The 8,080-nt window shown below is 67.4% G+C and carries 8 protein-coding genes; 5 read left to right on the forward strand and 3 right to left on the reverse strand.

From position 1 onward, the window contains the following. Positions 1-50 precede the first annotated feature (50 nt). The 3 genes from polA (at position 51) to SGR02S_RS12785 (ending at position 4,147) form a co-directional block, all read left to right on the forward strand. The gene (polA, locus tag SGR02S_RS12775; RefSeq protein ID WP_067110348.1) at positions 51-2,858 is read left to right on the forward strand and encodes a DNA polymerase I; all 2,808 of its coding nucleotides are present in this window, start codon (positions 51-53) and stop codon (positions 2,856-2,858) included. Then, positions 2,855-3,346 (forward strand): hypothetical protein, encoded by a 492-nt coding sequence (locus SGR02S_RS12780; RefSeq protein ID WP_067110351.1) that lies wholly within the window; start codon positions 2,855-2,857, stop codon positions 3,344-3,346. The genes polA and SGR02S_RS12780 overlap by 4 nt, the downstream gene beginning before the upstream one ends. Positions 3,347-3,469: 123 nt before the next feature. Beyond that, a complete protein-coding gene (locus SGR02S_RS12785) occupies positions 3,470-4,147 on the forward strand; it encodes a CDP-alcohol phosphatidyltransferase family protein (RefSeq protein WP_067110354.1) in 678 nt (225 codons plus the stop codon). A 24-nt stretch (positions 4,148-4,171) separates the two neighbouring features. Here SGR02S_RS12785 and SGR02S_RS12790 read toward each other — a convergent pair whose 3' ends face one another. Beyond that, positions 4,172-5,062: a prephenate dehydratase gene (locus SGR02S_RS12790; protein WP_067110357.1), complete on the reverse strand. Its 891-nt coding sequence runs from the start codon at positions 5,060-5,062 to the stop codon at positions 4,172-4,174. A 168-nt stretch (positions 5,063-5,230) separates the two neighbouring features. On the opposite strand from SGR02S_RS12790, the gene SGR02S_RS12795 reads away from it, so the two are divergent. Continuing rightward, the gene (locus SGR02S_RS12795; RefSeq protein WP_067110360.1) at positions 5,231-5,881 is read left to right on the forward strand and encodes a c-type cytochrome; all 651 of its coding nucleotides are present in this window, start codon (positions 5,231-5,233) and stop codon (positions 5,879-5,881) included. Further along, positions 5,881-6,330 (forward strand): c-type cytochrome, encoded by a 450-nt coding sequence (locus SGR02S_RS12800; RefSeq protein ID WP_067110364.1) that lies wholly within the window; start codon positions 5,881-5,883, stop codon positions 6,328-6,330. Before SGR02S_RS12795 ends, SGR02S_RS12800 begins: the two co-directional genes overlap by 1 nt. Before the next feature lie 69 nt (positions 6,331-6,399). Here SGR02S_RS12800 and SGR02S_RS12805 read toward each other — a convergent pair whose 3' ends face one another. Both SGR02S_RS12805 and SGR02S_RS12810 read right to left on the reverse strand, forming a co-directional pair. Then, positions 6,400-7,272, reverse strand: a complete 873-nt coding sequence (locus SGR02S_RS12805) for an LOG family protein (RefSeq protein WP_067110367.1) — start codon at positions 7,270-7,272, stop codon at positions 6,400-6,402. Positions 7,273-7,309: 37 nt separating this feature from the next. Then, complete coding sequence (locus SGR02S_RS12810) at positions 7,310-7,981, reverse strand: extensin family protein (RefSeq protein ID WP_234002577.1); 672 nt, start codon at positions 7,979-7,981, stop codon at positions 7,310-7,312. Positions 7,982-8,080: the final 99 nt, after the last annotated feature.

Genomic DNA, 8,080 nt, shown 5'->3' on the forward strand with positions numbered 1-8,080 from the left:
GAGCCGGATCGCCTATCGCTAGGCCGGGTCCGCCCTGCTACACCGCCGCCATGTCCGAGAAGAATCACCTCTATCTGGTCGACGGTTCCAGCTACATCTTTCGCGCCTATCACCGCCTGCCGCCGCTGACGAACCCCCGGGGCGTGCCGGTCGGCGCGGTCTATGGCTACACCACCATGTTGTGGAAGCTCGCGAAGGATCTGCACGCCGCCGACGGCCCGACGCACCTCGCCGTCATCCTCGACCATTCGAGCCAGTCGTTCCGCAACGAAATCTATGACCAGTACAAGGCGAACCGGCCCGATCCGCCCGCCGACCTGGTTCCGCAATTCCCGCTGATCCGCGACGCGACGCGCGCCTTCTCGCTGCCGTGCATCGAGATGGAGGGTTTCGAGGCCGACGACCTGATCGCCAGCTATACCGAGGCCGCGGTGCGCGAGGGGTGGGACGTCACCATCGTCAGCAGCGACAAGGACCTGATGCAGCTCGTCCGCGAGGGCAATGGCGCGCCGGAGGTCGACATGCTCGACACGATGAAGAACGTCCGGCTCGGTCTCGACGCGGTGCAGGAAAAATTCGGCGTCGGTCCCGAACTGGTCGGCGACGTGCTGGCGCTGATGGGCGACAGCGTCGACAACGTCCCCGGCGTGCGCGGGGTCGGACCCAAGACCGCGACCAAGCTGATCGTCGAATATGGCGACCTGGAGGCGGCGCTGGCGGGCGCCGCGACGATGAAGCCGTCGAAGCTGCGCGACAATCTGATCGAACATGCGGAGATGGCGCGGCTGTCGCGCATTCTGGTCGACCTCAAGCGCGACTGTCCGCTGCCCGAGCCGATGGAGGATTTCCGGCTGGGTGCCATCCCGCCCGAGCCGTTGAAGCTCTTCCTCGACGAGCATGGCTTCCGTTCGCTGTCGGCGAAGCTCGACACCGGGACGACGCCGGGCGGTCCGCCGACGCTGCCGCGCGCGGTGGACGCGGGCGCTGCCACCGCCGCGCCTTCGACCCCGACGCTGCCGCCGATGCCGCCGATCGATCGCTCGCTCTACGAGACGGTGACGACGATCGAGGCGCTCGACCGCTGGATCGACGCGGCGCGCGCCGCGCATGTCGTCGCGGTCGATACCGAGACCGCGAGCCTCGACAGCGTCACCGGGACGCTCGTCGGGGTCAGCCTGTCGACCGGTCCGGGCAAGGCCTGCTACATCCCGCTCGGCCACGGCGGCACCGACATGTTCGCCGAAAAACCCGAACAGGTACCGGTCGCCGATGCACTCGGCCGCCTCCATTCGCTGTTCACCGACGAGGCGGTGCTCAAGGTCGGCCACAACCTCAAATATGACATCGGCGTGCTCGCGCAGCACGGCGTGCGCATCGCGCCCTATGACGACACGCTGGTGATGAGCTTCGCGCTCGACGCGGGCAAGCATGGCCACGGGCTCGACGAACTGGCCAAGCTTCACCTCGATCACACCTGCCTGACCTTCAAGGAGATGTGCGGAACCGGCAAGTCGCAGATCAGCTTCGCCGAGGTGCAGCTGGCGCGGGCGACCGAATATGCGGCCGAGGATGCCGAGGTCGCGTGGCGGCTGTGGAAGCTGCTCAAGCTGCGCCTGCCGCTCGAAGGCGGGACGCGCGTTTACGAGATGGTCGATCGCCCGCTCGTCGCGACCGTCGAGGCGATGGAGCGCGCGGGGATCATGGTCGACCGCGACTATCTGGCGCGGCTGTCGGGCGAGTTCGCGAACGCCATGCTGCGCACGGAAGGCGAGATTCATGCGCTCGCGGGCCAGCCGTTCGTGATCGGCAGCCCCAAGCAGCTCGGCGAGATTTTGTTCGACAAGCTGGGCCTGAAGGGCGGGCGCAAGGGCAAGTCGGGCGACTGGTCGACCGATCAGAACGAGCTGGAACGGCTCGAGCGCGACGGCGTGCCGATCGCGCGGAAGGTTCTCGAATGGCGCCAGCTCGCCAAGCTGAAATCCACCTATACCGACGCGCTGCAGCAACAGATCAACGCGAAGACCGGCCGCGTCCACACCAGCTACAGCCTCGTCGGCGCGCAGACCGGGCGGCTGTCGTCGACCGACCCGAACCTTCAGAACATCCCGATCCGTACCGAGGTCGGTCGGCAGATTCGCGACGCCTTCATCGCCGCGCCGGACCATGTCCTGATGGCGGCGGACTATAGCCAGATCGAGCTGCGGCTCGCGGCACACATGGCCGATGTGCCCGAACTGAAACAGGCCTTTGCGCAAGGGCAGGACATTCACGCCGCGACCGCGATCGAGCTGTTCGGCGAGGTCAACCGCGATACGCGCGCCAAGGCCAAGACGATCAACTTCGCGATCCTCTACGGCATTTCGCGCTGGGGCCTCGCGGGGCGGCTGGAAATAACGCCCGACGAGGCGCAAGCGTTGATCAGCCGCTATTTCGAGCGCTTTCCCGGCATCAGCGACTATATCCAGGCCACGCTGGAGGGCGCGCGCGAACATGGCTATACCGAGACGCTGTTCGGCCGCAAAACCTGGTTCCCGCGCATCAAGGCCGCGAACCAGAACGAGCGGCAGGGCAGCGAGCGCGCTGCAATCAACGCACCGATCCAGGGCACCAGCGCCGACCTGATCAAGCGCGCGATGGCGCGCATGCCCGGGGCGCTCGCCGATGCCGGACTGTCCGACGTGACGATGCTGCTGCAGGTCCACGACGAACTGGTCTTCGAAGCCCCCGAGGCCAAGGCCGAAGCCGCGGGCGCGGTGATCCGCCGCGTGATGATGGGCGCTGCCGAGCCGATACTGAAGCTGTCGGTCCCGATCGACGTCGAGATCGGAGTCGGCAAGAGCTGGGGCGACGCGCATTGATCGGCATCGCCCTTCTGCTCACCGCCTTCGCCCTCGATCCGCTCGCGGCCCCTCCCCCCGCCGAAACCGCCGCGCCGGCACCCGTCGCCGAAAGCGATCTGCGCGAGTTCGCGGCCGTCGTCGGCCGCAAGGCGGTGGGCCGGCCGGTCGGCGGCCCGCTCGGCACCGGCGACAAGATTCTGCTGCTCGCGCGCGATGACAAGGGCTTTCCCGCCGTCGCGGGCAGCTTCGGCTTTTCGGTACGCCAGTCGCTCCCCGCCCCGCCCGCGGGCACGCTCGCAGTCGTGCGGCTGCACCAGCGACCCGAAACCATCGTCCCTGGCCCGACCCCCGACGACCTCGCCTTCGTCACGACGAACCGATTGCCGCTGTTCGTGATCGGCGAATGGGCACGCCCCGCGCCGATGTGGGAAGTCGCGTGGATCGACGGCGCCGCGCGTTTCCGCACCATCGGCGAGGTCGGGGAGATCGGTCCCTGGCGCGATTAACGGCCCATCGCGACTGAAGCGGCGGCCGGCTCCAGTGCCCTTTCGCCGCGCGGCCTTTCGTTCTATGGCGGTTCGGTGACGTCTGGCTGACGCAGATGTGACAGCCAGAAACGAAAGGCAGACATGTCCGGTATCCCGAGCGCCGAGATGAAGGCCCCGACGCGTATCCAGCACAATATCCTGGCGCGCAGCGAGCGCCGCCTTCTGAACTGGCTGTGCGCGCGCCTGCCCGCTTGGGTGACGCCCGATCAGCTCACCCTGCTCGGTTTCGTCGGCGCGCTGATGGTCGCCGCGGGTTACATGCTGAGCTGGCTCGACAATGAATGGCTCGGCCTGTCGCTCGCCGGCTATATCGTCAACTGGTTCGGCGACTCGCTCGACGGCAGCCTCGCGCGCTGGCGGCGGATCGAGCGTCCCGCCTACGGCTATTTCGTTGATCACAGCGTCGACGCGATGGCGACCTTCCTGATGATCGGTGCCTTGGGGCTTGGCCCGCACATGCGCTTCGAAGTCGCGCTGCTCGCCGTCACCGGCTATTTCATGCTGTCGATCCACACCTTTCTGGCGGCAAAGATCATCGGCGAATTCCGCCTCTCCTATCTCGCGGGCGGCCCTACCGAGCTGCGGCTGATGCTGATGGCGATGACCGCGGCGATGCCGCTCGTCGGCCCCGACATGGTGGCGGGCACCGGTTTTTCGGCGTTCGACCTGTTCGGCCTGTTCGTCGCGAGCATCCTGGTGACGCTGTTCATCATCCAGAGCTTCACGACCGCACGGATGCTCCGCCATCGCGGCGGTTAGGCGCCGGCCGGTTCCAGTGCCGCGCTATCCGCGCACGCGCGCCATCGGATAGGTACCGAGCAGGCTCACCGACTTGGTCTGGAAATCGAGCTCCTCCAGCGCGCGGTCGACGGCTTCCTCGCCCGGCGCCCCGACGATGTCGGCATAGAATTTGGTCGCCGCGAAGCTGCCGCCGAGTTGATAGCTTTCGAGCTTGGTCATGTTGACGCCGTTGGTCGCGAAGCCGCCGAGCGCCTTGTAGAGCGCGGCGGGGATATTCTTCACCTCGAAGACGAAGGTCGTCATCAGCGGCACACCCTGCGGCTGCGTATCGCGCGGCGTGCGCGCGAGGACGACGAAGCGCGTCATATTGTGATCGGCGTCCTCGAGTCCCGTCGCGTGAAGCGTCAGGCCGTACAGGTCGGCGGCATGCGGCGGTGCGAGCGCGGCGAGCCCGACCTCGTCGCTGTCAGCGACCCAGGCGGCGGCCCCGGCGGTGTCGCTGTGCGCCACCGGGTCGATCCGGTTCGCGCGCAGCCATTTGCGGCACTGACCCAGCGCCTGCTCGTGGCTCATCGCGCGCGTCACCGGGCCGAGGTCGCGGCTCATCAGCCCGTAGCGGATGCGCAGGAAATGCTCGCCGACGATCGACAGGCCGGATTCGGGCAGCAGGAAATGGATGTCGGCGACGCGGCCGTGCAGGCTGTTCTCGATCGGGATGATCGCACGATCGACGCGCCCTTCGCGCACCGCGTCGATCGCATCCTCGAACGCATAGCAGGGCAAGGGCAGCGCATCGGGATCATATTCGCGCGCCGCGAGGTCGCTGTTCGCGCCGGGGGCGCCCTGAAACGCTAGGCCGCGCGCGGGCTCGGCCAGCGCCGCCGCCTTCATCTCGTCCACCAGTCGCTGCGCCGACGCCGAATAGCTGCCCATATCTGCCTTCCCCAGCTGCGCCGCGGCGCATAGCGGGCCGTCCGCGGCGGCGCAATGGCGGCGTCGCCGATTTCATCCCCTTGCGCCGCCGCGCGCGCACCAGTAAGGGAGCGGCCAATCATATCATGCGCCTGTTGATCAAGGGCGCCAGCGAACGGGGCTGCAAGCATGGACAATCGCAACAACACTATTGCCGGCTGGGTATTGTTCGCCGGTATTTGCGCTCTCGGCCTGTCGATCGGGATCGGGATGCTGTTTGCGAGCCACAACCCCGAAAAGCCCGGCTATCCGATCGAGGATGCCGAAGGTGGCGGGGGCGCCGCCGAATCGGCCGTGCCGCTCGCCAACCTGCTCGCCGCCGCCGATCCGGCAAAGGGCGAGGCGGTGTTCGCGAAGTGCGCCGCCTGCCACACGATCAACTCGGGCGGCGCCAACGGCATCGGCCCGAACCTATGGGGCGCGCTGGGCAAGCCGCACGGCCACGTTCCCGGCTTCGCCTATTCGGATGCGCTGAAGAGCGTCCCGGGCAACTGGGATTTCGAAGGCATGGACAAGTGGGTGACGAGCCCGCGCAAATATGCCCCGGGCACGAAGATGTCGTTCGCCGGCCTGTCGAACCCCGAGGATCGCGCCAACCTGATCGTCTACATGAACAGCATGGGCTCCAACCTGCCGTTGCCCGCGCCCGAAGCCGCGCCGGCTGAAGACGCCGCCGCCGAAGGCGAAGCCCCGGCAGAGGGCGCCGCGCCCGCGGCAGATGACGCAGCTGCCGCGCCCGCCGATGCGGCCGCACCTGCCCCGGCCGAAGCGAAAAAGTGATGCGCCGCGCGCCCGCCTTGCTGGCGGTCGCCTTCGCGCTCGCCGGCTGCGGACAGTCGGACCAGCCCGCCGCTACGGACGATCCGGCGGCGGAATCCGCGACACCGGCAGAATCGGCGGAGCCTGCGGCTGCGGTAGAACCGACCACGGCGATGGGCGAGCCGCTGTTCAAGCGCTGCGTCGCCTGCCACACGATCGACAAGGATGGGCGCAACGGGGTCGGCCCGAACCTGCACGGCATCGTCGGCCGCGCGGTCGCCTCGCACCCCGGCTTCTCCTATTCGGGCGCGATGAAGGCCAGAGGCGGCGTCTGGGACGAAGCCGCGCTCGACGCCTATCTGGCCGCGCCGATGAAGAATCTCCCCGGCACCCGCATGGCGTTTGCCGGCATCCCCGACGCCGCCGAACGCAAGGCGCTGATCCTCTATCTGGAGGCGCAGTCGGAATAACGCCGGTCCGGCGATTTCCATCTGTCCGGGCTGCTCGCAACTCCGGCTTTCGCCGAAGCGACGGTCCGGTCAATGATGATCGTCGTTCGCGTAGAAATCCCGGATGATGCCCCACGCCTCGTCCGCCGTCTCGACGAAGGCGAAGAGGTCGAGGTCGCGGGCGCTGATCACGCCTTCCTCCACCAGCGCCTCGAAATCGACGACCCGGTTCCAAAAGCTCTTGCCGAACAACAGCACGGGAATCGGCTTGATCTTGCCCGTCTGGATCAGCGTCAGCAGTTCGAACATCTCGTCGAAGGTGCCGAAGCCGCCGGGGAACACCGCGACCGCGCGCGCGCGGAGCAGGAAGTGCATCTTGCGCAGCGCGAAATAGTGGAACTGGAAGCTCAGCGACGGGGTGACGTAGCGGTTGGGGGCCTGCTCGTGCGGCAGCACGATGTTGAGCCCGATCGACTCGCGCCCCTCGTCCGCCGCGCCGCGGTTCGCCGCCTCCATGATCGAGGGACCGCCCCCCGAGCAGACGACGAAATGCCGGCATCCCCGGTCGTCGCACGGCGTCTGGCTCGCAAGCCGCGCAAGCTGGCGCGCCTCGTCGTAATATTTGGCCTTCGCCTTCAGCCGGCGCGCGATGTTGCGCTGGGCGTCGTCGGTCGCCGCGGTTTCGAGCGCATCGGCCTGACCGGGTTCGGGAATGCGCGCCGAACCATAGATGACGAGGGTCGACTCGATCCCCGCCTCGTCGAGCAGCAGTTCGGGCTTGAGCAGTTCGAGCTGGAAACGGACCGGGCGCAGATCCTCGCGCAGCAGGAAATCGGTGTCCTGAAAGGCCAGCCGATAGGCGGCGCTGGCGGTCTGCGGCGTGGTGGTCGCCTGCTGGGCGAATTGCGCGTCGTCCTTGGCCTTGTGGAAACGCGAGCGATGGGGTTGCTTGTCTTTTGCCATGCCGCCGCAGCTAGCCGCCCACGCCGCGCTTGCCAAGTCAGCGGCAGAAACCGTTGCCGCTCATGTCGAGGTGGAAATGATTGTAATGGGCGGCGTTATAGTCGGGGCTGAGCACCGTCCCGAAGCGCCGGCACGCCGATTTGTGCAGCGCGCGCAGAAAGTCCTGCGACGGCCTGTCGCCCTTCCACCCGCCGTCGAGCATGATCCGCCGCCCGTCGGCAAGCACGAAGCCCGCGACGTCAATCGCGTTCGAATAGGCGTGCTGCGACAGCCGCCCCGACCGGCCGCCATAGATGTTGCGGCAGCTGTAGGTGCCATAGGTCTCGATCTTCACGACCTCGGTCCCGAAATATTTCCGCGCCGCGGGGCGCACCGCATATTGCGCCCAAGCCGCGAAATTGCGCGCGAGCGGACAGGTCATCGGCCCGAGGTTCGTCACCGGAGTGCCGATGTCGAGCAGTTTCACCGAATCGATCGAACTGCACCCGCCGCCATGATCCTGGTTCGGCAGCGGCGTGAAGCGCACCCCCGCCTGCTTGAGGTCGAAGGCGCATTGCTGCGCGTCGGTGCTGGTGAAGGACGGGGCGCCGGTGACCTGCGGGCGCTGGACCGTCGTCGCGCCGGGACGCTTCGCATCGGACCGCTTCATCACGTCGGGAGCGCCGAAGCAGGCCGACAGCGCAAAAGCCGCGGTGGCCGCAACGAGCATTCGGGGCTTCAAGACTGTCGGGATCGCCATGCCGTCAAATTATCGACGAAAGGGTTAACAGCCCGTAAACCATCTTCGCGGTTCGTCGCAAATGATGCG

Origin of the sequence: Sphingopyxis granuli NBRC 100800 (assembly GCF_001591045.1) — a bacterium.
Lineage (GTDB): Bacteria > Pseudomonadota > Alphaproteobacteria > Sphingomonadales > Sphingomonadaceae > Sphingopyxis > Sphingopyxis granuli.